Source organism: Pseudomonas sp. PDM17, from assembly GCF_014851985.1.
In the GTDB taxonomy this organism is placed as follows: Bacteria; Pseudomonadota; Gammaproteobacteria; order Pseudomonadales; family Pseudomonadaceae; genus Pseudomonas.
The window spans coordinates 126340-146699 of record NZ_JACVAT010000012.1; the positions used below are offsets into that span (position 1 = coordinate 126340).

At 67.6% G+C, this 20360-nt stretch carries 18 protein-coding genes; 11 read left to right on the forward strand and 7 right to left on the reverse strand.

Features of this window, described 5'->3' with window-relative positions:
* Nucleotides 1-132: 132 nt before the first annotated feature.
* From IB256_RS29880 to IB256_RS29890, 3 genes are read right to left on the reverse strand one after another with little or no spacing between them, the layout of a single operon-like run.
* A complete protein-coding gene (locus tag IB256_RS29880; RefSeq protein ID WP_081518407.1) occupies nucleotides 133-609 on the reverse strand; it encodes a DUF3237 domain-containing protein in 477 nt (158 codons plus the stop codon).
* Nucleotides 602-1717: an extracellular solute-binding protein gene (locus IB256_RS29885; protein ID WP_192404950.1), complete on the reverse strand. Its 1116-nt coding sequence runs from the start codon at nucleotides 1715-1717 to the stop codon at nucleotides 602-604. The genes IB256_RS29880 and IB256_RS29885 overlap by 8 nt, the downstream gene beginning before the upstream one ends.
* 44 nt (nucleotides 1718-1761) lie before the next feature.
* Nucleotides 1762-2994, reverse strand: a complete 1233-nt coding sequence (locus IB256_RS29890) for a serine hydrolase domain-containing protein (RefSeq protein ID WP_081518405.1) — start codon at nucleotides 2992-2994, stop codon at nucleotides 1762-1764.
* A gap of 153 nt (nucleotides 2995-3147) precedes the next feature.
* Between IB256_RS29890 and IB256_RS29895 the strand changes: the two genes are divergently transcribed.
* From IB256_RS29895 to IB256_RS29915, 5 genes are all read left to right on the forward strand, one after another.
* On the forward strand, nucleotides 3148-3750 hold the full coding sequence (locus IB256_RS29895; RefSeq protein WP_081518404.1) for a TetR/AcrR family transcriptional regulator: 603 nt from the start codon (nucleotides 3148-3150) through the stop codon (nucleotides 3748-3750).
* 78 nt (nucleotides 3751-3828) lie between these two features.
* Nucleotides 3829-4260: an acyl-CoA thioesterase gene (locus IB256_RS29900; RefSeq protein WP_081518403.1), complete on the forward strand. Its 432-nt coding sequence runs from the start codon at nucleotides 3829-3831 to the stop codon at nucleotides 4258-4260.
* Between the two features lie 66 nt (nucleotides 4261-4326).
* Nucleotides 4327-5157 carry a p-hydroxycinnamoyl CoA hydratase/lyase gene (locus IB256_RS29905; protein WP_081518402.1) on the forward strand — a complete coding sequence of 277 codons (831 nt, stop codon included), beginning with the start codon at nucleotides 4327-4329 and terminating at the stop codon, nucleotides 5155-5157.
* Nucleotides 5158-5213: 56 nt separating this feature from the next.
* Nucleotides 5214-6665, forward strand: coding sequence for an aldehyde dehydrogenase (locus IB256_RS29910; RefSeq protein WP_192404951.1), 1452 nt, complete (start codon nucleotides 5214-5216; stop codon nucleotides 6663-6665).
* Nucleotides 6666-6781: 116 nt separating this feature from the next.
* Nucleotides 6782-8638: a feruloyl-CoA synthase gene (locus tag IB256_RS29915; RefSeq protein WP_192404952.1), complete on the forward strand. Its 1857-nt coding sequence runs from the start codon at nucleotides 6782-6784 to the stop codon at nucleotides 8636-8638.
* Between the two features lie 103 nt (nucleotides 8639-8741).
* On the opposite strand, the gene IB256_RS29920 is transcribed toward IB256_RS29915, so the two are convergent.
* The 4 genes from IB256_RS29920 to IB256_RS29935 form a co-directional block, all read right to left on the reverse strand.
* The gene (locus tag IB256_RS29920) at nucleotides 8742-9995 is read right to left on the reverse strand and encodes a thiolase family protein (protein WP_192404953.1); all 1254 of its coding nucleotides are present in this window, start codon (nucleotides 9993-9995) and stop codon (nucleotides 8742-8744) included.
* A gap of 50 nt (nucleotides 9996-10045) precedes the next feature.
* On the reverse strand, nucleotides 10046-11260 hold the full coding sequence (gene mhpT / locus IB256_RS29925; protein WP_192295315.1) for a 3-(3-hydroxy-phenyl)propionate transporter MhpT: 1215 nt from the start codon (nucleotides 11258-11260) through the stop codon (nucleotides 10046-10048).
* A gap of 169 nt (nucleotides 11261-11429) precedes the next feature.
* Nucleotides 11430-11912, reverse strand: a complete 483-nt coding sequence (locus tag IB256_RS29930; RefSeq protein WP_081518397.1) for a MarR family winged helix-turn-helix transcriptional regulator — start codon at nucleotides 11910-11912, stop codon at nucleotides 11430-11432.
* Between the two features lie 71 nt (nucleotides 11913-11983).
* Nucleotides 11984-12892 carry a LysR substrate-binding domain-containing protein gene (locus IB256_RS29935; protein ID WP_192404954.1) on the reverse strand — a complete coding sequence of 303 codons (909 nt, stop codon included), beginning with the start codon at nucleotides 12890-12892 and terminating at the stop codon, nucleotides 11984-11986.
* 170 nt (nucleotides 12893-13062) lie between these two features.
* On the opposite strand from IB256_RS29935, the gene IB256_RS29940 reads away from it, so the two are divergent.
* The 6 genes from IB256_RS29940 to mrdA all read left to right on the forward strand — a co-directional run bounded on the left by IB256_RS29940 (nucleotide 13063) and on the right by mrdA (nucleotide 20334).
* On the forward strand, nucleotides 13063-14361 hold the full coding sequence (locus IB256_RS29940; RefSeq protein WP_192404955.1) for an NAD(P)/FAD-dependent oxidoreductase: 1299 nt from the start codon (nucleotides 13063-13065) through the stop codon (nucleotides 14359-14361).
* 82 nt (nucleotides 14362-14443) lie between these two features.
* The gene (locus IB256_RS29945) at nucleotides 14444-15550 is read left to right on the forward strand and encodes a polyamine ABC transporter substrate-binding protein (RefSeq protein ID WP_192404956.1); all 1107 of its coding nucleotides are present in this window, start codon (nucleotides 14444-14446) and stop codon (nucleotides 15548-15550) included.
* Nucleotides 15547-16815: an NAD(P)/FAD-dependent oxidoreductase gene (locus tag IB256_RS29950; RefSeq protein WP_192404957.1), complete on the forward strand. Its 1269-nt coding sequence runs from the start codon at nucleotides 15547-15549 to the stop codon at nucleotides 16813-16815. The genes IB256_RS29945 and IB256_RS29950 overlap by 4 nt, the downstream gene beginning before the upstream one ends.
* Before the next feature lie 51 nt (nucleotides 16816-16866).
* Nucleotides 16867-17766: a DMT family transporter gene (locus IB256_RS29955; RefSeq protein ID WP_192224472.1), complete on the forward strand. Its 900-nt coding sequence runs from the start codon at nucleotides 16867-16869 to the stop codon at nucleotides 17764-17766.
* A gap of 51 nt (nucleotides 17767-17817) precedes the next feature.
* Nucleotides 17818-18216 carry a heme-binding protein gene (locus tag IB256_RS29960; RefSeq protein WP_192295320.1) on the forward strand — a complete coding sequence of 133 codons (399 nt, stop codon included), beginning with the start codon at nucleotides 17818-17820 and terminating at the stop codon, nucleotides 18214-18216.
* 225 nt (nucleotides 18217-18441) lie between these two features.
* The gene (gene mrdA / locus IB256_RS29965; RefSeq protein WP_192295321.1) at nucleotides 18442-20334 is read left to right on the forward strand and encodes a penicillin-binding protein 2; all 1893 of its coding nucleotides are present in this window, start codon (nucleotides 18442-18444) and stop codon (nucleotides 20332-20334) included.
* Nucleotides 20335-20360 lie beyond the last annotated feature (26 nt).

The following is a 20360-nucleotide window of genomic DNA, read 5'->3' on the forward strand; positions in this document are numbered from 1 at the left end:
AGCCGCTGGCGCGAACGATACGGTTCGGCCCGGGAGCGTCGTGGTTGGGGAGGGGGTGACTCGGCGTCGCTTTTTTACGGGGTCACGCTCGGGTTTTCGGTTCTCCTGTTCGGGTGCCTTGTGTGGAATGGGTCAGTGGATACGGAAACACTCGATCTGTACGCGGTTGGCCGCCGGGTAGCTGACCTGCCCGACAAACAGGTGGCGACTCATCCAGGCGTAGCGCGCATCCTTGCTGTGAAAGCGCGGCGCGCAATGACAGCGGTAGTGCTGCGGGTCGATCGGCCAGTGTTGCGCGGCCAGTTGCACGCCGGCTTCGCTCAGCACCAGCAGGCCGGTGTTATGCACCTCGATGAGCGTGCCGTCGTTGCACAGCAGGCTGTAGCGGGCGTCCAGTTCGCCGCAGCCGTCGTGGCGCTCCAGGTAGTAATCGGCGCCGCCGGGCGGGATGCATCCGGCGAAGCCTTTGCCATCCGGATTGCTGCCGGTGAAGCGGCCGCCCAGTATCGGATAGTCGATGCGCCGGCCCTGCGCGGTCGCACCGCGCAGCAGCTCGTCGCCGATCTCCACGTCCAGATGCAGCGTCGGGTGCAGTCCTGGTTCAGACACTGGAGCGAATCCGGTTCCAGATCCGCGTCAGCTGGCGCAGCGCCTGCTTGTGCGGCGGCTCGGCCTGGAACAGCAGGTGGCGCTGGTCATCGGGCACGAACAGGTCGTGGTCACCGAGCAGCTTCGGGTCCACCAGCGGCAGGCTCGCTGGAGTCGGGTTGGGATAGCCGATCTGGTTGGTGACCCGGGCGATCACCTCCGGGCGCAGCAGGAAGTCGATGAAGGCGTGGGCCTGGGCAACGTTCTTCGCCCCCTTGGGGATCACCATGTCGTCGGACCACATCAGCGTGCCCTGGCGCGGCAGGGCCAGGCGGATGTCGTTGCCGTTGTCCGCCGCGTGGGCCATGTTGCGCGCCGCGAGCATGCCGCCGGACCAGCCCAGGGCCACGCAGATGTCGCCGTTGGCGAGGTCCTGCGGGTACTTGGCGGAGTTGAAGTAGCGCACGTAGGGGCGGATCGACTGCAGCACCTTCTCGGCCCTGGCGTAGTCCTCGGGGTTGCTGCTGTTCGGGTCCAGGCCCAGGTAGTGCAGGACGATGGGGATGACCTCGTTGGCGCTGTCGAGGAAGGCCACGCCGCACTTGGACAGCCTGGCGATGTTCTCCGGCTTGAACAGCAGGTCGTAGTCGCGCATGTCACTGTCGCTGCCCAGGGCGGCGTCCACCTTCGCCTTGTTGAAGCCGATCAGCGTGGTGCCCCAGAGGTAGGGCACCGAATAGCGGCTGCCCGGGTCCAGGGGTTCGCGCTGGCGCATGAAGCTGGCGTCGAGGCCGGAAAAGTGCGGCAGGCTCTGGCGCTTGAGCGGCTCCAGGGCGCCGGCGGTGATCAGCTGCGGCACCTGGCTGCTGCTGGGGAAGGCCAGGTCGTAGCCGGCGGTGCCGGTGAGCAGGCGCGCCTCGAGGGTCTGCGGGCTGTCGAAGACGTCGTAGATGATCTCCACGCCGGTCTCGTCCCTGAACTGCTGCAGCACGTCCTTGGGCAGGTATTCGATCCAGTTGTAGATGCGTAGCTGGCCGCCCAGTTTTTCGGCTGTCTCCTGGGCCTGGGTCCCGGCGGCGAGGCTGCCGAGCAGCAGGGCGGCGGCGCAGTTCTTCAGCAGGCGGTGCATGGTGGTCTTCCGTGTGAGCTGGGTTGGGCGCATGGCGTCGGGCCTCAGAGAGCAGCGGCGAGGGCGCGGATCAGGCGCAGGCTGTCGAGGTCCAGCACGCTCTCTGCTTCGGGAAGCGAGGACTGCTTGACGATTACCACCTGGCGCTCGAAGTCGATATACAGGGACTGGCCGTGGATGCCTACCGCCAGCAGCGCTTCGCCCGGATACACGTACCACTGGCTCTTGTAGGTGGCGCCGGGGCTCCACTGCGAGAACACCTCGTTGGCGGCGTAGATGGCCGGGTCGCCACCGGCCAGCACGGCCTCGATGGCCTTCCCGGAGAGCAGCTGGCGGCCGTTGGCGCGGCCGCCGCGCAGCACCATCTCGCCGTAGCGCGCCATGTCGCGCAGGGTCGCGTTGAAGCCAGCGCCGGCAACGTTGCGGCCCCAGGGGTCGGCGACGAAGAAACCGTCGCGTTCGCAGCCCAGGCCCTGCCACACATCGCGCAACTGCTCGGCGCAACTGCTCCCGCTGGCCCGCTCCATCACCCAGGCCAGCGCCTCGGTGGTGGCGGTCACATAGTGGAAGAAGCCGCCGTGCTCGCCGCTCTTGCGGGTGGCGGGGAGGTATTCGTAGAGCGAACCGAAAGCCTGCACGCCGAGCGGCGGCGGGGTCAGGCCGCAGGCGTAGCCGAACTGCGAGCTGCCGGATGCGGGGTCGTCGTAAACCTCCTGGTAATCGATGGCCACGGCCATGTCGAGCAGCTGGCGCACGGTCGCGTCGCCGAAGGCGCTGCCGCGCAGTTCGGGCACGTAGTCCAGCGCCAGGCGACGATCGTCGAGGCGGCCGTCTTCCACCAACTCCTGGGCCAGCAGGCCGACCAGCGACTTGGTGACCGAGAACATGATGTGTCGTTTGTGCGCTTCGTGGCCGTTGAAATAGCGCTCCTGCACGACCTCGCCGTCCTTCATCACCAGCCAGCCATCGGTGCAGGTGGCCTGCAGATGTTCCTCCAGGCTCACACGGCGGCCGCTGGCGCCTTCGAAGTGGAAGTCATCGAGGCGTACCGCGCCGCGCTGCAACGCAGAGGGTGCCTGATCCCCGCGCTCCACACTGACGCTCGGGCGGATGCGCCCCAGGTTGTGGAAGGCCCAGCGGTTGTACGGCGGGCGCATGAAGTTGTGCCAGGTGACGAGTTGCTCCGGCGCCGGCGGAAAGCCCTGCATCAGCGTGGGTTGCGCAGGATCGGCGGCGGCGTAGGCGCTGGCCAGTGCCTGGTCGAGTTCGGCGGTCATGGACTGATCTCTTGTTGTCGTGGTGCGGTGTGGTGGTACAAGTTTTTATCGATGTAAAAACTTATAGTCAAATAAAATATTTGATCGGAATTGAAAATATCCTAGAATCAGCCACTTGCAGCGTGACGGTCACCGACAGAGGGAGGAGGGCAGTTGAGCGGATTGCGGGAAAGGCAGAAGGAACAGCGGCGCGATGCGATCACCGCAGCGGCGCTGGCGCTGTTCGAGGCACAGGGATTCGCGGCCACTACCGTGGAGCAGATCGCCGGTCAGGCCGGGGTGTCGACGCCTACGGTGTTCAACTACTTCGGCAGCAAGCAGGACATCCTCCTGGCCGTTGTCGAGCGCGCCGACCGCCAGGCAGTGACCGAGGCCCGGCTGCAGATGCCGGCCTTCGACAATGCAGTGGACGCCATGTGCCACCTGGAGTCGCTGATCGTCCGCCACGAGCTGCAGGTGCTGCCGATCTCCATCTGGCGCGAATTGCCTCCGCTGGGGCTGATGGCCACGCGGCCGGAGGCGGTGGCTACGCTCAATGCCCATCTCGCCGGCGAGATCGCCGTGCTGCTGCGTGACTTGCAGGCGCGCGGCCTGCTCAGTGCGAAGGTGGACGTGGAGTTCGTCGCCTGGTTCCTCAACGACTACTCCTCGATGCTGTTCATGCGCCTGGTGCAGGACGAGAAGCCCGACCTCGCCGCCCACAGCGCACGGGTGCGCCAGCTGACCCAGACCCTGTTCGACGGCCTGGCACCCTGATTCGACGTTGACGCTGCCGTGACTCGTCCATATCGTTAATCGTGTTAATTAACTTTCACGCGGAACGAGACTGAACATATGGCCAGCGTCATCCACCTCGAAGTCAGCTGGGGCGATTGCGACCCAGCGGGCATCGTCTTCTATCCGAACTATTTCGCCTACTTCAACCGTGCCACCGATGCCTTCTTCGGCGGCCTCGGCGTGCCCCTGGGCGAAGCCATGAAGCGCCACGGTATACTCGGCTGGCCGATGCTGGAAACCCGCTCGAAGTTCCTCAAGCCCAGTAGATTCGCTGATCTTCTGTCCATCGAAACCGACCTGGTGCGCCTCGGGCGCAGCAGTTTCGCGTTGCGCCACCGGCTGCGCGGCGCCGATGGCGAACTGCGTGTGGAAGGGCATGACGAGCGTGTCTGGGCGCGGGACGAAGCGGGCGTACTGCGCGCTGAACCGATTGCTCCCGCCGTCCGCGAACGGCTCATGGCGGTGTTGGCGGTTTGTGAAAATAGTTAATTGACATAACTATATTTCCCGCATAGCTTGTTTTCCACCAAGCACAACAAGAGCAAAAGGTGAGACATGAACAAGTACGAAGGCCGCTGGCAGACCGTCACCGTTGAAGTGGATGCCGGCATCGCCTGGGTCACCCTGAACCGTCCGGAGAAGCGCAACGCCATGAGCCCCACGCTCAACCGCGAGATGCGCGACGTACTGGAGACCGTCGAGCAGGACGCCGATGCCCGTGTGCTGGTGCTGACCGGTGCCGGCAGCGCTTGGACTGCGGGGATGGACCTCAAGGAGTACTTCCGCGAAGTGGACGCCGGCCCGGAAATCCTCCAGGAACGCATTCGTCGCGACGCCTCCGAATGGCAGTGGAAGCTGCTGCGCCTGTATTCCAAGCCGACCATCGCCATGGTCAACGGCTGGTGCTTCGGCGGTGGCTTCAGCCCGCTGGTGGCGTGCGACCTGGCCATCGCCGCGGACGAGGCGGTGTTCGGCCTGTCGGAAATCAACTGGGGCATCCCGCCGGGCAACCTGGTGAGCAAGGCCATGGCCGACACCGTGGGCCACCGCGAGTCGCTGTACTACATCATGACCGGCAAGACCTTCGACGGCCGCAAGGCAGCGCAGATGGGCCTGGTCAACCGCAGCGTGCCGCTGGCTGAATTGCGCGACGCGGTGCTGGAACTGGCCGCCGACCTGCTGGACAAGAACCCGGTGGTGCTGCGCGCGGCGAAGAACGGCTTCAAGCGTTGCCGTGAGCTGACCTGGGAGCAGAGCGAGGACTACCTTTACGCCAAGCTCGACCAGGCCCAGCTGCGTGATCCGGAGCATGGCCGCGAGCAGGGGCTCAAGCAGTTCCTCGATGACAAGAGCATCAAGCCGGGCCTGCAAGCCTACCGCCGCTGAGCAGCCGCCGCGGGGCCCGTGCCCCGCGGCCAGAACAACGACAAGAGGAACGCTGCATGAACCAAGTCTCGCTGTTGATCGGCGGCCGCGCCTTGCCGGCCAGCGATGGTCGCACCTTCACCCGGCTCGACCCGCTGAGCGGCACCCCCGCCAGCGTCGCTGCCGCTGCCACCGTCGACGACGCCGATGCCGCCGTAGCTGCAGCCGCTGCGGCCTTTCCCGCCTGGTCGGCGCTCGGCCCCGGCGAGCGCCGCACGCGCCTGCTGGAAGCCGCGCGGCTGATGGAGTCGCGCAGTGCCGAGCTTATCGCCGCGGGCGCACGGGAGACCGGCGCCATGGCCAACTGGTATGGCTTCAACGTGCATCTGGCGGCTGGCATCCTGCGCGAGGCCGCTGGCATGACCACGCAGATTCTCGGCGAGGTGATCCCCTCCGATGTGCCCGGCTCGCTGTCCATGGCCATGCGCCAACCGGCCGGCGTTGTGCTTGGCATCGCCCCCTGGAACGCTCCGGTGATCCTCGCCACGCGTGCCCTGGCAATGGCGCTGGCCTGTGGCAACACCGTGGTGCTCAAGGCTTCCGAGCAGTGCCCTGCGGTACACCGGCTGATCGGCCAGGTGCTGCACGACGCGGGACTGGGCGACGGCGTGGTCAACGTCCTGAGCAACGCCCCGGCAGACGCCGCCGTGCTGGTGGAAAGGCTGATCGCCAACCCGGCGGTGAAGCGCGTCAACTTCACCGGCTCGACCCGCGTCGGCCGAGTCATCGGCGAGCTGTGTGCGCGCCACCTCAAGCCGGCACTGCTGGAGCTGGGCGGCAAGGCGCCGCTGCTGGTGCTGGACGACGCTGACCTGGATGCAGCCGTCGAGGCGGCGGCCTTCGGCGGCTACTTCAACCAGGGGCAGATCTGCATGTCCACCGAGCGGCTGATCGTCGACCGGAGCGTCGCCGACGACCTCGTCGCGCGCCTGGCGAAGAAGGCCGCCAGCCTGCGCGCCGGCCATCCCGCCGACCCGGCTTCGGTGCTCGGCAGCCTGGTGGACGGCGCATCCGCGTTGCGCATTCGCGGGCTGATCGACGATGCCGTGGAGAAGGGCGCACGCCTGCTCTGCGGTGGCGACTTCGAAGGCGCGGTGATGCAACCGGCGCTGCTCGATGGCGTGACCGCGCAGATGCGCCTGTATGCCGAGGAATCCTTCGGCCCGGTGCTCTCGGTAATTCGTGTGGACGGCGACGAAGAGGCCCTGCGGGTGGCCAACGACAGCGAGTATGGCCTGTCGGCGGCGATCTTCAGCCGTGACCAGGCGCGTGCGCTGAACCTGGCGCGGCGCGTCGAGTCGGGCATCTGCCACATCAACGGGCCGACCGTGCACGACGAGGCGCAGATTCCGTTCGGCGGGGTCAAGGCCAGCGGCTACGGCAGCTTCGGCTCCCGTGCCGCCATCGACCACTTCACCCAGTTGCGCTGGATCACCCTGCAGACCGCGTCGCGCCACTATCCCATCTGACCGGCTGATTCGGGCTGCGGATACCAATGCCCGGCAGGACGCCGGGCAGAACAAGAACAATATTCCCGCCACCGCGCCGTTGGGCGCGGTGGCGTGCCTTTACGGAAGACGCTCTCATGAATGTCGCATCCAACTCCCCTGTGGGCTACCGGCGGGTCGCCATCGGCCATCCGCAGGTGGAGGTCCGCCGCAAGGCTGACGGCACCCTCTACCTGCGTGCCCGCGAAGCCCTCGCGCCGCTGCCCGAACGCCTGCTGGAACGCCTGCAGCACTGGGCTGCCGAGCGCCCGCAACAGACTTTCGTTGCGGCCCGTGATGACGCTGGCCAGTGGCGCCGCATCAGCTATGCGCAGATGCTCGACAGCACCCGGCGCATCGCCCAGAACCTGCTGGCATACGGGCTTGGCCCGGAGCGGCCGCTGCTGATCCTCTCGGGCAACGACCTGGAACACCTGCAACTGGCCTTCGCCGCGATGTACGCCGGGATTCCCTATTGCCCGGTGTCGCCGACCTATTCGCTGGTGTCCCAGGACTTCGCCAAGCTGCGCCACATCGTCCAGTTGCTGCAGCCGGGGCTGGTGTTCGCCGCCGATGCCGGGCCCTACGCCCGCGCTATCGAAGCGGTGCTGGATGCCGAACTGCCGCTGCTGTTCGGTCGCGGTGATGTGCCGGGAAGGCGTTGCCGACCTTTCGCCGAGCTTCTGGACGCGGACGATTGCAGCGAGGCGGATGCCGCCTTCGCCGCCACCGATGGCGAGACGATTGCCAAGTTCCTCTTCACCTCCGGTTCGACCAAGCTGCCCAAGGCGGTACCGACCACCCAGCGCATGCTCTGCGCCAACCAGCAGATGCTGCTGCAGACCTTCCCCGAGTTCGCCCGGCAGCCGCCGGTGCTGGTGGACTGGCTGCCGTGGAACCACACCTTCGGTGGCAGCCACAACCTGGGCATCGCGCTGTACAACGGCGGCAGCTTCTACATCGACGGCGGCCGACCAACACCGCAGGGCTTTGCCGAGACCCTGCGCAACCTCAAGGACATCTCGCCGACGGCCTACCTCACCGTGCCGCGCGGCTGGGAGGAACTGGCCAGTGCGCTGGAAAGGGATGCCGACCTGCGCGAGCGCTTCTTCGCGGATATCCGCCTGTTCTTCTTCGCCGCTGCCGGGCTGTCCCAGGACATCTGGGATCGCCTCGACCGACTGGCTGAAGCCCACTGTGGCGAGCGCATCCGCATGATGGCTGGCCTAGGGATGACCGAGGCCGCACCGTCCTGCACCTTCACCACCGGGCCGCTGTCGGTGGCCGGTTATGTCGGCCTGCCGGCACCCGGTTGCGAGGTCAAGCTGGTGCCGGTGGAGGGCAAGCTGGAAGCGCGCTATCGCGGGCCTAACCTGATGCGCGGCTACTGGCGCAACCCTGAGCAGAATGCCGAAGCCTTCGACGAGGAGGGCTACTACTGCTCCGGCGATGCGTTGCGTCTGGCGGATGAAAGCAACCCGCAGCTGGGGCTGATGTTTGACGGCCGCCTGGCCGAGGACTTCAAGCTGTCCTCCGGGGTGTTCGTCAATGTCGGGCCGCTGCGTACCCGCGCTGTGCTGGCCGGGTCGCGCTATGTTCAGGACGTGGTGGTGCTGGCGCCGGACCGACCGGGCCTGGCGCTGCTGGTGTTTCCGCGTCTGGCCGAGTGTCGTTCGCTGTCCGGTCTGGGTCGGGAGGCCAGCGATGCCGAGGTGCTGGGCAGCGCGCGGGTGCGTGCCTGGTTCGCCGACTGGCTGGCGCAGCTCAACCTGCAGGCCACCGGCAACGCCAACTACTTCGGCTGGGTGGCGCTGCTGGACGAGGCGCCCTCGATCGACAAGGGTGAAATCACCGACAAGGGCTCGCTCAATCAGCGCGCGATCCTCGCTTCGCGTGCGGAGCTGATCGAGCATCTGTACCGCGGCGAAGACCCGAGGGCGATCAGCGCTTCCTGAGCCGGCGACAATCGAACGGGCCACCCTGTGCAAGCAGGGTGGCCCGTTGTCGTTTCGGGGAGAAAACCGCCGCGCCATGGGGCCCGACGGTTGGGGTTGCGGGTCAGTTGAACGCGGCGGGGCGCGGGTTTTCCAGCAGCACGGCCATACCCTGGCCACCGCCGATGCAGGCCGAGGCGATGCCGTAGCGCTGGCCGCTGGCGGCCATCTGGCGGGCCACGGTGTGTGCCAGGCGCAGGCCGGTAGCGGCCAGCGGATGGCCCAGGGCAATGGCGCCGCCGTGCCGGTTCAGGCGCTCGTCGTCCAGTTCCAGTTCGCGCTGCACGGCGAGCACCTGGGCGGCCTGGGCCTCGTTTATCTCGATGTGGCCGATCTGATCCAGGCGCAGCCCGCTGCCCTGCAGCAGGAGGCGAATCGCCGGGGCCGGGCCGATGCCCATCACCGCCGGGTCGACACCGATCACCGCTGCCGCGCGCAGGTGTGCCAGCACGGGGCGGCCCGCTGCGGCGCTGGTCGACATCAGCAATGCGGCCGCCGCGCCATCGACCACCGCGCAGCTGTTGCCGGCGGTCTGCACGCCTTCGGGATAGATCGCGCCCAGGCGCGCCAGGGCCTCGGCGGAGGTTTCGCGGATATGACTGTCCTGGGCGGCTTCAGCGTTGCGTCCGAACAGCTTCAAGTGGCGCGGCGCCAGGCCCGCCTGCTCGAAGGTCTGCTCACGCACCTCCTCGATCTCGCCGGCGAACCAACCGTCCGCCTGCGCCTGCAGGGCGCGCTGGAAGCTGCGCAGGGCGTAGGCGTCCACCTCCTCGCGGCGCAGGCCGTGGCGGCGAGCGAGGTTCTCGGCGGTCTGCATCATGCTCAGGCCGACGGCCGGGTCGAACAGGGCTTCCCAGAGGAAGTCCTTGAACTCCACCGGCTGGCCGAGGGCGAAACCGCCGCGATGGCTGTAGCTGGCGATGGGATTGCGCGACATGGATTCGCCGGCCACGCAGAGCACGCTGGTGGCCTGACCGCGCTGGATCTGCTCGGCGCCCTGGCGCAGCAGCTCAAGGCCGGTGCCGCAGATACGCTGCACGCCCAGCGCTGGCACCTGCTGCGGCACGCCGCAGTACAGGCCGATGTGGCGCGGCAGCATGTAGGCATCAAAGCTGGCCTGGGCCATGTTACCGGCCAGCACGCTGTCGATGTCGGTCGGGTCCACCGCGCTGCGGCGCAACAGGCTGCGCCCGGCGAAGATGCCCAGGTCGGTGGGTGAGACGGCGGCGAGGGCGCCGCGATAGTCGATCCAGGGAGTGCGTACGGCTTCGACGAGCAGGGCATCGTCGAAGGCGCTGAAAAGTCCGGGCAGGCTCATGGGGTTTCCTAGGGCAATGTGGCCCGTGGGCGCGCCCACGGGCGTGGGGGTTATTCGTGGGTCGGCCGGTGGCGCAGCAGCAGGATGATTCCCGCTGCGGCGATCAGTACGCCGGGCGCGGCGAGGCCCATCAGGCCGGCAGTGCCGCTGCCGCTGGCGAGCATCTGCCCGGCCAGCAACGGGCCGCCGATGGAGCCCAGGCGGCCGACGGCAACCGCCGAGCCGACGCCGGTGGCGCGGATGCCGGCGGGGTAAAACTGCGGCGCCAGGGCATAAAGCACCAGCTGCGCGGCCAGCACGAAGAAGCCGGCGGCGAAGCCCGCCAGCAGCATGCCGGCGAAGCCTTCGAAGGAACCCAGCGCGGCCAGGGTCAGCAGGATGCCGCCATAGATCAGCGCCACCAGCAGGGCCGGTCGCCAGCGATCCAGCAGCACGCCGGCCAGCACCGAGCCCAGCGCCATGCCCAGGTTCAGCAGCAGTTGTACGCTGCCGGCCTGGGGGCGGCTGAAGCCCTGGCCGATCAGCAGCGAGGGCAGCCAGTTGAGCAGCAGATAGACCACCATCAGGGTGAAGAAGCAGCTCAGCCACAGCAGCAGTGTCGGCACTGCCTGCCCGTTACCGAACAGGCCCTGTGCCATGCCCGTGCGTTGCCCCTCATCGACCTGATGCTGGTAAGCCGCCGATTCCGGCAGCCGCAAGTGGAGCAGCGGCGCTACCAACAAGGGCGCCCAGCCGCCAAGGTGGAACACCAGTTGCCAGCGCTCCGGCGTGGCGAACATGCCTGCCAGCGAGGCCAGCGCACCTCCCAGCGGCACGCCGCAATACATCAGGCTCACCGCCGTGGCCCGGCGGTCATTGCTGGCGGACTCGGAGGTGAGGGCGATCAGGTTGGGCAGCGCGGCGCCCAGCCCCAGGCCGGTCATGAAGCGCGCCAGCAGCAGGCTGTCGAGGTTCCAGCTCTGGGTGGTGAGTAGCGAGAACAGCCCGAACAGTGCGACGGCAACGGTCAGTACACGCTTGCGGCCGATGCGGTCGGCCAGCCAGCCGCCGGCGAAGGCGCCGGGCAAAAGGCCGAGGATGCTGGCGCTGAACACCCAGCCGAGCTGCGCCTTGTCCAGCCCGAAGTGGGCGGCGATGCCCGGGCCGGCAATGCCCGCCGACTGGATGTCCATGCCCTCGAGCAGGGCGACGATGAAGCACAGCAGGATGGTGAGTGGTGTGGCGGCGCTCGGGCGCGCTGCGGAAGCGGGTGTGGTATCGCTCATGCCGGGGATGCTCTTCTAGTTGTTGTTCGGCGGAAACTAGTTAATGAAATTAACTAGTTTTGCGATGCTAGGAGGCTTGGCGACATTCGTCAACGGCACGCTCCGCCCTCCGGCAGGGCCGGTGAACGGAGTCGGGCAAATAGAGGCGGGGAGTAGAGTGCCGGCTGGATCAGTCGGCGCCGTGGATCTTCTGCAGCAGAGCGAGCAGCTGTTCGCGCTCGGACTCGGAGAGGCGGGAGGTGGCGGCGAAGTCGCTTTGCAGGGCGACTTCCTTGAGCTGCCTGAGCAGCGTTTCGCCGGCCTTGCTGAGGAACAGGCCGTAGGAGCGCTTGTCCGGCTTGCAGCGCACGCGCACCGCGAGGGCCAGGGTTTCCAGCTTGTTCAGCAGCGGCACCAGTTGCGGTGGCTCCACGCCCAGCGCGCGCGCCAGGTCGGCCTGCATCAGCCCCGGGTTGCTGTCGATTATGGCCAGGGCGGTGAACTGCGCCGGGCGCAGGTCGAACCTTGCCAGCTCGTCCACCAGGTGCTGGAAGACGATCAGCTGCGCACGACGCAGGGCGTAGCCGACGTAGTTGTCCAGCGGAGAGGCCGGCGCGACGGCGCCTGCGCCCTGATCTTCGTCGCCCTCGGGGGCGCGGCTCTTCTTCGTCATGGCAATAAGGTTTCTTCTGTTAACTAATTTGGGCGATTGTCGCACCACTTCTGCCGGCAGGCCAGAGCGCTTCAGTATTCCAGTTGATTGCGCTGCTCCTCGAACCAGTCGAGCACCGGCTGGCAGGCCGGGTGCGCGGCGCCGCTGTCGCGCAGCCAGAGGGCATAGCGGCCGCCAGTTTTCAGCGCCTCGCCGAAGGGCACGATGAGGTCGCCGCGCTGCAGGGCGTCGTGGGCCAGCAGGCGGTCGGTCATGGCGACGCCCAGTCCGCGGGTGGCGGCGTCCAGCGCGAGGTCGTCGAGGTTGAACAGCATGTGCTTGAACGAAGTTGGCGGCGGTGCGGCCTGGGCGCGCAGCCACTGCGGCCATTCAAGGCCGCCGCTGGAGGCGTGGATAAGCGGGTGGCGCGCCAGCTCTTCCAGCGAACGCGGCGGCGCCTGGCCGTCATCCAGGCGTGGGGCGCAGACCGGGATCAGGTATTCGTCATACAGCGGCATCAGCGTGCGGCCCTGCGGGTCGCTGCCGCTGGGCAGGTAGAGCACGTAGGCGTCGCAGTCGCCGCCGTCGTCCACCACTTCGCCGCCCACCGTCTCGATGGACAGGCATAGCTCCGGGTGCCGCGAGTAGAAGGAGCTCAGGCGCGGCAGCAGCCAGCGCACCGCCAGCGAAACGAAGATGCGGATGCGGAAGGGCCGCTCCGCCGAGGCCGGGGCGAGGCGCTCCTCCAGGCGCAGCAGTTGCTGGAGCATGCCCTCGGCCACCGCGTGCACTTCGCGGCCGGCGTCGGTCAGCGCCACCTTGCGGCTGGTGCGATCGAACAGCGGCACGCGGTAGTACTCCTCCAGTTGCTGCACCTGTCGGCTGATGGCGCTCTGGGTCAGGTGCAGCTGTTTCGCGGCGGCCGTAAAGCTGCCGGAGTCGGCGACCTGTACCAGGGCCTGCAGTGCCTGCAGGGAGGGAACGCGAAGCAGTTTGTCCATGACCCTTCCGTGCGCGATCTATGCGCCGATCTATGCGAGATGGGAATACCAGGATGAAAAATGAGCGTTGGTGCCTCCAGCGTAACTGCCCGTAGATTCTGGGCATGACGCGCCGTCAGGGAAATCGCTTGGATACGCCCGGCGCATGGATTGTGAAGGAGTGCCGGGCAATGAACAATCACTGTGGCTGGATCGCCCTGGCGGGCGAGTTGCCCGCACGGCCGACGCTCAGCGGCACCGAGCGGGCGGACTGGCTGATCATCGGTGGCGGCATCACCGGATTGTCTGCTGCCCATGCACTGGCGGCGCGATTCCCGCAGCGGCGCGTGGTGTTGCTGGAGCGCCAGCGCATCGCCCAGGGCGCCTCGGCGCGCAATTCCGGGTTCGTCGTGGCCCATGAACTGCCTGCCGCCAGCGAACGCCTCGGGCAGCCCGGCCACGCCGCGTACCAGGTCGCCTCGCGCATCGGCATCGCAGCGGCGCAGGAAGTCCGCCAGCACATCGCCGCGCTGGGTATCGACTGTGAGCTTTTCGAAGACGGCTATCACTTCGCCGCCCACCAGCCCGAGCACCTGGGCGATGTCGACGGTATCCTCGCCACGCTGGCCTCGGTCGGCGCCAGCGCTCGCTACTACGAAGGTGCGGCGCTGGAGCAACGGCTCGGCAGTGGCTTCTATGCGCGGGCCATTCATTGCTCCGGCGGTAACGCGCTGTTGCAACCGGGGCGCTATGTGAAGGGCCTGGCGGAGAACCTGCCGGCGTCGGTGGAAGTCTTCGAGCAGAGCGGCGTGACCGACCTGCGCCGCAGCGGCCAGGGTTGGGTGGCGCGTACCGAGCAAGGCGAAGTGCATGCGCCACAGGTGCTGGTCTGTCTGGGCGCCTTCATCGCCCGCGCCGGTCTGCACGACAGCGGGGCCTTCCCGCTGGAACTGAGCGCCAGTATCACCCGCCCGCTGGACGAGCCGCGCTGGCAGTCGCTGTTCGGCGAGCGCCAGTGGGGCGTGCTCGCGCCGTTGCCCGGCGGCGGTACCGTGCGCCTGCTGCCGGGCCGCCGGCTGCTGATCCGCAACACCGTCGAATACCGTCATCGCGACCTCGACAACCACGCGCTGGCCGAGCGCCGTCGCCGTCATCTGAGCGGTTTGCAGAAGCGTTTCCCCGGCATCATCGAAGCCGACATCGCCTACAGCTGGACCGGCCACCTCAGCGGCACCCGCTCTGGCGAGCCGTACTTCGCCCGCGTCGACCAGGGCTTGCACGCGGTGGCCGGCTGCAATGGCTCGGGCGTGGCGCGCGGCACCCTGTGGGGCCGCCTGCTGGTGGAAATGGCCGTGGGCGACAGCTCGCCCGTGATGGCCGACGTGCTGGCGCAGGCAAGCCCCGGCTACCTGCCGCCCAGCCCGTTCTTCGATATCGGCGCCTCGCTGCGCATGGCCTGGGAAGTGCGCCGCGCACGCGCCGAGGCCTGATTCATCGCTTTACCCCCGCACGACAATCCATGAAGACCATCTCCAGAAAACTATCGCCAAGAACAAAAAAACCGAGGGCAGCATGATCAATCGTTCCAAGACTCCGGCCAGCTTCACCCTGGCAGGCCTCGCACTCGCAGCAGTGACCGGCACCACCCAGGCGGCGCAGACCGTCACCATCGCCAACTGGAGCGGCTACATCGCCGAAGACACCCTGGCGAACTTCACCAAGCAGACCGGCATCCAGACTACCTACGACCTCGTCGACAGCAACGAGACCACCGAAGCCAAACTGATGACGGGAGCCAGCGGCTACGATCTGGCCAGTCCGTCCAACCACTTCCTGCCGCGCCTGATCAAGGCCGGCGCCATCCAGGAACTGGACAAGAGCAAGCTGCCCAACTGGAAGAACCTCGACCCCAAGCTGATGAAGATCCTCGAGGCCAACGATCCGGGTAACCGCTATGCCATTCCCTACCTCTGGGTGACCGTCGGCATCGGCTACAACGAAGACAAGATCAAGGCCATCTTCGGCAACACCGACGTCACCCACAGCTGGCAGCTGCTGTTCGATCCGAAGAACGCGGAGAAGCTCGCCCAGTGCGGCATCGCGGTGATCGACAACGCCACCCAGATGGTGCCCATCACCCTCAAGGTGCTCGGCCGCGACCCGGCGAGCCAGAACCCGGACGACTTCAAGGCCGCCGAAGCCGCACTGCAGGCGGTGCGTCCGTCGATCCGCTATTTCCACCAGTCCAAGTACGTCAGCGACCTGGCCAACGGCAACATCTGCGTCGCCATCGGCTTCAGCGGCGACGTGCTGCAGGCCATGACCACCGCCAAACAGGCCGGCAACAACGTGAAGATCGGCTACAGCCTGCCGCGCGAAGGCAGCACCATAGCCGTAGACACCGTGACCATTCCCAAGGGCGCGCCGCACCTGGACAACGCCTACGCCTACATGAATTACCTGCTGCAGCCGGAAGTGATCGCCAACATCAGCAATGCCGTGCAGTACCCCAACGGCAACGCCGCCGCGACCCAGTACGTCGACGCGGAGCTGCGCAGCAACCCGGCCGTCTACCCGCCGCAGGAAGTGCTCGACACCCTGTTCCCGATCAAGACCCTGTCGCCGTCCGGGATGCGCATGAGCACTCGCCTGTGGACCCGCGTGATGAGCGGCAAATGACCCAGCCCAACGACCTGCGCCGCCACGCCCTGGTGGTCGGCGCCGGCGTGGTCGGCCTGGCCACTGCGCTGCAACTGCAAAGCCGCGACTTCCGCGTGACCCTGCTGGACCGCAATCCGCCAGGTCTCGCCACCTCGTTCGGCAATGCCTGCACCTTCGCCACCTACTCGGTGGAGCCGGTGGCCACACCCGGCATCTGGCGCAAGGCGCCGGGCATGCTGCTGCGCCCGGACAGCCCGCTGGCGATCCGCCCGGCCTACCTGCCGCGCATCGCGCCCTGGCTGCTGCAGTTCCTGGCGGCCTCGCGGCGCGATCGCGTGGAAGCTATCGGCCATGACCTCAACACCCTGCTGCGCCCCTGCATGGGGGCCTGGCAGGGTCTGTTCGACGAGACCGGCGCCAACGACCTGATCCGCCACGACGGCTCGCTGTACATCTTCGAAGCCCATGAGCGCGGGGACGCGCAGGCCATGGTGGATTACCACCGGCGCTTCGAGGTGCCGATCCGATTCGTCGAGGGCTCCGAACTGCGCGAGCTGGAACCGGCGCTCAACGCCCGCGCGAGCTGCGCGGTGGAGCTGCCCGGCGTGAGCCGCACGCTAGATCCCTATGCGCTGAGCCTGCGTCTGTTCGAGCGTTTCCTTGCCAGGGGCGGCGAGTTCCGCCGTGGCGAGCTGCTGGGCCTGGAGCCGGCCGGGCAGGGCAGGGATGCGGTGCAGGCGCAACTGACGAGCGGCGAGCGACTGGCGGCCGACCGCGTGGCGCTGTGCACCGGCGCCTGGTCGAGGACTTTGGTGGACCAGTTGGGAGACAGCGTGCCGCAGGACACCGAGCGCGGTTACCACGTGCTCTTCGGTCACGCCGGGCAGGTGCTCAATCGCCCGGTGTGCTGGGGTGCCGGCGGCTTCTACATGACGCCCATGGCGCAGGGCCTGCGAATTGCCGGCACGGTGGAGTTCGCCGGGCTGGATGCATTGCCGAGCCCGGCGCGCTACCGCTACCTGACCCGTGGCGCGCGGCGCTTCCTGCGCCTGCAGCACGAGCCGGTGTCGCAGTGGATGGGCTTCCGCTCCTCGGTGCCGGACAGCATGCCGGTGCTCGGCCCGTCCCGGCGCCTGCCGCAGGTCTTCTACAACTTCGGCCACGGCCACATCGGCCTGACCCTCGGCGCGATCACTGGCCAGCTGCTCGCCGAGCAGGCCAGTGACGTCGTCACCAGCGTACCGGTGACGCCCTTCCTCGCCAGCCGCTTCGGCTCTCGCTGAAGCACGGGCATTCACCGCGGACATTCACCTCGAACAACAGGAGATCACGACATGCCCCAGCTGACCCTCGTCGCCCCCCGCAGCCATGCCATGCGCAGCGTGGGTCTGATGCTGTTGTCGATGTTCTGTTTCGCGGTGGTGGATGCGCTGGCCAAGGTGGTGGCGCTGAAGTACCCGGCCAACGAGGTGACCTTCTTCCGCATGGCCTTCGGCGTGCTGCCGGCGTTTCTCCTCTGCCTGCGCGGCCGGCCGCTGGCGCAGCGCTGGCGGCAACTGGACGTGCGCGGACAGAGCATCCGCGCGGTGACCCTGCTGGGCTCGTCGGCACTCTTCTTCGCCGGGCTGCCCTACGTGGCGCTGAGCGAGGCCATCTCCATCGCCTATTCCGAGGCGCTGCTGGTGATCGTGCTGGCGCCGCTGCTGCTGGGCGAGCGCCTGTTGCCCCGCAACGCGCTGGCGGCGGTTCTGGGCTTCGTCGGTGTGCTGATGGTGGTCAAACCGGATAACGCCGAGGCCAGTCTGGTCGGGCCGGGCCTGCTGGTGGCCAGCGCCTTCTTCGGCGCGCTGTCGATGATCCAGATCCGCCGCATCCGCGAGACCGACGATTCCACCACCACGGTGCTGTACTTCACTGTGGTTGGCACCCTGGTCACCGGCGCCACGCTGCCGTTTTCCTGGAGCACGCCAAGCCTGCCGGACCTCGGCTTCATGCTCGCCCTCGGCCTGCTCGCGACCCTCGGCCAGCTGCTGTTCACCATCGCCGTGCGCCGCGCCCATGCCGCCACGCTGGCGCCGTACACCTACACCAGCATCATCTGGGCGAGCCTGTTCGGCTACGTGATCTGGGGCGAGGTGCTCAGCCTGCTGTCGCTGGTCGGCATCGTGCTGATCGTCGGCAGCGCCGTGGTCGTGGCGGTGCTGGAGCAGCCGCCGGAAGGCTCTGTGGTCTGACTTTCCCCGCTTCCCACCCGGCGCGATGCGCCGTTTCACGAGAGAGATTGCATGCAACACAAAGCCGTACTCGACCAGACCGACGTCACCCGTATTGTCGCCGCCGCCACCGACGAAGCCCGGCGCCAGGGGTGGGCGGTGTGCATCGCCGTGGCCGACGACGGCGGCCACCCGCTGGCGCTGGTGCGCCTGGACGGCTGCGCCCAGGCCAGTGCCTACATCGCCGCCGAGAAGGCGCGCAGCGCGGCGATCGGCCGGCGCGAAACCCGCGAGTACGAGAACATGGTCAATGGCGGCCGCACGGCCTTCCTCAGCGCGCCGCTGCTGACTTCTCTCGAAGGTGGCGTGCCGATCCTCGTGGGCGGGCAGGTGGTGGGCGCGGTCGGCGTTTCCGGCGTCCGCGCGGAACAGGACGCGCAGGTCGCCAAGGCGGGGATCGCCGGGCTCTGAGGGCGCGCAGGGGAGCGCCTCGACTACCGGTCAGAATCCGGCCTGCCAGTCTGGTACCATGCCGCGCCGGTGTGCCAGCTGGCGCGTGATGATCCCGCGTCTGGCGATGCCCGCTTCCTTTCGCTCCCACTCTGCTGCAAACAGGCCGCATCGATCGGAAAGCTCCCCTGCACGGCAGGGGCGAAGCGCTTTTCACCGGGTCGATGGGGACCTTCTGGAATCCCGATGCACGATCCGATCAAACTCAAGGACCACCAGCAGGAGGCGACGCTGGTCAACCGCCGCCTGATCGCCTGCGGTGCGCTCGTGGCCCTGATGAGCGTGACCCTGGTGGCGAGGATGTACTTCCTCCAGGTCACCGACTACGCGACCAACGCCACCGTCTCCGAGAACAACCGCATCCACGTCCTGCCGATCCCCCCGGAGCGCGGGCTGATCTTCGACCGCAACGGCAAGGTACTCGCCGAGAACCTGCCCAGCTTCAACCTCACCCTGACCCGAGAGCGCGCCGGCAATTCACAGGCGGTGCTGGACCAGGTGACCGATATCCTCCACCTGAGCCCCGAGCAGCGCCTGCAGTGCGACAAGGCGCTGAAGAAGAGCCGCCATCCCTTCGAGCCGGTCGCCATCCTGCATGACCTGAGCGAGGAGCAGATCGCCCTCATCGAGGTCAATCGCTACAAGCTGCCGGGTATCGATGTGGATGCCGAGTTCGTTCGCCACTATCCCTACGGCGAGCACTTCGCCCATTCGGTCGGCTTCGTTGGGCGCATCAACGAGCGCGAGGCGGCGCGGCTCGACAGCACCGAGTACCGCGGCACCGAGTACGTCGGCAAGACCGGCATCGAGCACTTCTACGAGCCGCAGCTGCACGGCCACGTCGGCTACGAGGAAGTCGAGACCAATGCCCAGGGCCGCGTCATGCGCGTGCTGAAGAAGGTGCCGCCGGTAGCCGGCGAGAACATCGTGCTGGGCCTGGACGTGGACCTGCAGGTGGCCGCCGAAAAGGCCCTGGGCGATCGCCGCGGCTCGGTGGTGGCGCTGGACCCGAACACCGGCCAGGTGCTGGCGATGGTCAGCAACCCGAGCTTCGACCCGAACCTGTTCGTCAACGGCATCAGCTCGGCGCAGTACGCGCAGCTGCGCGACTCCATCGACCGGCCGCTGTTCAACCGGGCGCTGCGCGGGCTGTATTCGCCGGGCTCGACCATCAAGCCGGTGGTGGCCATCGCCGGGCTGGATACCGGCACCATCACACCGGCCACGCGGGTGTTCGATCCGGGCTACTTCCAGCTGCCCAACTACGACCACAAGTACCGCAACTGGAACCACAGCGGCGACGGCTGGGTGGACCTGAGCACGGCCATCAAACGCTCCAACGACACCTACTTCTACGACGTCGCGCACAAGCTCGGCATCGATCGCATGCACGATTACCTGACGCGCTTCGGGTTGGGCAGCAAGGTGTCCATCGACATGGCCGAGGAATCCCCCGGCCTGATGCCGTCCCGCGAATGGAAACGCGCCACCCGGCGCCAGGCCTGGTTCCCCGGCGAGACAGTGATCCTCGGCATCGGCCAGGGCTACATGCAGGTGACGCCGCTGCAGCTTGCCGAAGCGACCTCGCTGATCGCCAGCAAGGGCGCCTGGCACCGGCCGCGGCTGGCCGAATCGGTGGGCGGCGAAGACGTCGTCGATGCCAACCCCATGCCCGACATCCACCTGAGCAATCCCCACGACTGGGAGGCGGTGAACTACGGCATGCAGCTGGTGATGCACGATCCGGGCGGCGGCGCGCGGGCCGCAGGGCAGGGCGCGCAATACCGCATTGCTGGCAAGAGTGGCACCGCGCAGATCGTCGCGATCCGCCAGGGCGAGCGCTACAACCGCCTGAAGACCAAGGAGCGCCACCGCGACAACGCGCTGTTCGTCGGCTTCGCCCCGGCGGCCGAGCCTTCCATCGTGGTCTCGGTGACCATCGAGAACGGCGAGGCCGGCGGGCGTGTGGCCGGGCCGGTGGTGCGCGAGATCATGGATGCCTGGCTGCTCGATGCGGACGGCAAGCTCAAGCCGCAGTACGCGGTGCCGGCCGAGACGGCTTCGGGCAAGCACGCCTGAGGTCTGCCGCACCCGACCCGGCGCAC

Bases quoted from the DNA above. Each gene is read 5' to 3' on its own strand.
- IB256_RS29900 (WP_081518403.1), top strand. From the start codon at position 3,829: ATGGCCAGCGTCATCCACCTCGAAGTCAGCTGGGGCGATTGCGACCCA.
- IB256_RS29945 (WP_192404956.1), top strand. From the start codon at position 14,444: ATGATCAATCGTTCCAAGACTCCGGCCAGCTTCACCCTGGCAGGCCTC.
- IB256_RS29905 (WP_081518402.1), top strand. From the start codon at position 4,327: ATGAACAAGTACGAAGGCCGCTGGCAGACCGTCACCGTTGAAGTGGAT.
- IB256_RS29885 (WP_192404950.1), bottom strand. From the start codon at position 1,717: ATGCACCGCCTGCTGAAGAACTGCGCCGCCGCCCTGCTGCTCGGCAGC.
- IB256_RS29930 (WP_081518397.1), bottom strand. From the start codon at position 11,912: ATGACGAAGAAGAGCCGCGCCCCCGAGGGCGACGAAGATCAGGGCGCA.
- IB256_RS29935 (WP_192404954.1), bottom strand. From the start codon at position 12,892: ATGGACAAACTGCTTCGCGTTCCCTCCCTGCAGGCACTGCAGGCCCTG.
- IB256_RS29955 (WP_192224472.1), top strand. From the start codon at position 16,867: ATGCCCCAGCTGACCCTCGTCGCCCCCCGCAGCCATGCCATGCGCAGC.
- IB256_RS29910 (WP_192404951.1), top strand. From the start codon at position 5,214: ATGAACCAAGTCTCGCTGTTGATCGGCGGCCGCGCCTTGCCGGCCAGC.
- IB256_RS29950 (WP_192404957.1), top strand. From the start codon at position 15,547: ATGACCCAGCCCAACGACCTGCGCCGCCACGCCCTGGTGGTCGGCGCC.
- IB256_RS29920 (WP_192404953.1), bottom strand. From the start codon at position 9,995: ATGAGCCTGCCCGGACTTTTCAGCGCCTTCGACGATGCCCTGCTCGTC.
- mrdA (WP_192295321.1), top strand. From the start codon at position 18,442: ATGCACGATCCGATCAAACTCAAGGACCACCAGCAGGAGGCGACGCTG.
- IB256_RS29960 (WP_192295320.1), top strand. From the start codon at position 17,818: ATGCAACACAAAGCCGTACTCGACCAGACCGACGTCACCCGTATTGTC.
- IB256_RS29915 (WP_192404952.1), top strand. From the start codon at position 6,782: ATGAATGTCGCATCCAACTCCCCTGTGGGCTACCGGCGGGTCGCCATC.
- IB256_RS29890 (WP_081518405.1), bottom strand. From the start codon at position 2,994: ATGACCGCCGAACTCGACCAGGCACTGGCCAGCGCCTACGCCGCCGCC.
- mhpT (WP_192295315.1), bottom strand. From the start codon at position 11,260: ATGAGCGATACCACACCCGCTTCCGCAGCGCGCCCGAGCGCCGCCACA.
- IB256_RS29940 (WP_192404955.1), top strand. From the start codon at position 13,063: ATGAACAATCACTGTGGCTGGATCGCCCTGGCGGGCGAGTTGCCCGCA.